This window comes from Pseudomonas sp. B392_1p (genome assembly GCF_052245235.1).
Lineage (GTDB): Bacteria > Pseudomonadota > Gammaproteobacteria > Pseudomonadales > Pseudomonadaceae > Serpens > Serpens gallinarum.
Genome location: NZ_JBQPXM010000032.1, coordinates 1 through 1,439 on the forward strand (window position 1 = coordinate 1; position 1,439 = coordinate 1,439).

A 1,439-nucleotide genomic window follows, 5' to 3' on the forward strand; every position below is an offset into this window, starting at 1 on the left:
GGCCTACCTGGCCTCGGTGGCCCCTGACAGGAGGCTCGCGGTCGATGTCGGGTGCGGTAACGGTCAACTGACCAAACACCTCGCCGCGCATTTCAGCACGGTGGTCGGGCTCGATCCCAGTGGGGATCAGATCACCCACGCCGTGCCGCAGGAAAACGTGAGCTACGCCAGTGCATCGGCGGAAGCCCTTCCGCTTCCAGGCCGCTGTGCCAGCCTGATTACTGCCGCACAGGCTGCGCACTGGTTCGACCTGCCCAAGTTTTATAGCGAGGCCCGCCGGGTGGCGGTACCGAATGCGATTCTGGCGCTGATCAGTTATGGCGTGCTGTGCCTGGGCGGCCCGCTGGGGGCTCGCTTCGAGCAGTTCTACTGGCACGAGATCGGCCCGTACTGGCCCGCCGAACGCAAGCTGGTGGACAGCGGCTACGCAACCCTCGATTTTCCCTTTACCGAGTTGGAAGGCCCTTCGATCGCCATTCACCTCGAGTGGTGCCTCGAAGAGTTCCTCGGCTATGTCTCGACCTGGTCGGCGGTGCGCAGCGCCAAGGAATCCGGGCGAGAGGAAGTCCTTCATCGCTTCGCCACAGACATCGCCGAGCTATGGGGTGACCCCGCGATCCGGCACTCGATCACTTGGCCCATCAACATGAGGATTGGACAATTATGAGTGCCCCTGTCAGTGGGACTCACCCACAGCGAATCCTTCGTTGAGGGCTGCACCCGTTCCTCTCGACGGCACAGCGCACGGTGGGCATCCATGTCCATGTCAGCCACGTCGCCCGCTACGCCGATTGAGATGGAAGTGACTGCTAATGTCGAGCTCACCGCCAGCGAAGGTAAGCCACTGGTTTCAAGGTCGGGATAAAGTGGGGCAATCAGCGAAGTTACCCACCGCTGCGCAATCATCGATCTCTACAGAGGTTCATCCAGCGTCTTGAGGCGAAGTCAGGATCAGGGCGGGATCCGAGGATTTGGCGGATGTTCCCTCAGGGTCGTAGCTGCCCGTCACGAATGACCGAAACCGGCCCCCAGTCACTCAAGCAGAAACCAGCCAAAAGAGGACGTTGTCCTCAGATTCATTCGGGGGTTGTTATCGCGGAGAGCTGCTTTCGCAACCACTTAAGTCCCACGGATGCATCTTGCTGCCTGTGCCAGATCAGGCTGACCTGAACGGGCGACATGGCCAACGGGAAGGGAAAAACTTGCAAGGAGTACTGTCGCGCAAAGTGCTCGGCGAGTGGTTTGGGCACGGTTCCCAGCAAATGAGTTTGCGAGACAACGGATGGGATCGCCAGATAATGAGGAACAAACAGCTGCACCTTTCGTTGAACCTTGGCAGAGCCCAGAACGATCTCCAAGGGCGAGCCACGGCCGGCACGGGGATGAACCGAGACGTGATAGGAGTTCTGGTATTGCGATAGGGTCAATTGCCCCTCGAT

2 protein-coding genes are annotated in these 1,439 nt (G+C 59.9%); one reads left to right on the forward strand and one right to left on the reverse strand.

What is annotated here, in order from left to right; genetic code table 11:
* Nucleotides 1–667 (forward strand): class I SAM-dependent methyltransferase (locus tag ACTV8E_RS20670; RefSeq protein WP_443200696.1); only part of this gene is annotated, 667 nt, incomplete at its 5' end.
* 409 nt (nucleotides 668–1,076) lie between these two features.
* On the opposite strand, the gene ACTV8E_RS20675 is transcribed toward ACTV8E_RS20670, so the two are convergent.
* Nucleotides 1,077–1,439 (reverse strand): LysR substrate-binding domain-containing protein (locus ACTV8E_RS20675; RefSeq protein WP_443200697.1); only part of this gene is annotated, 363 nt, incomplete at its 5' end.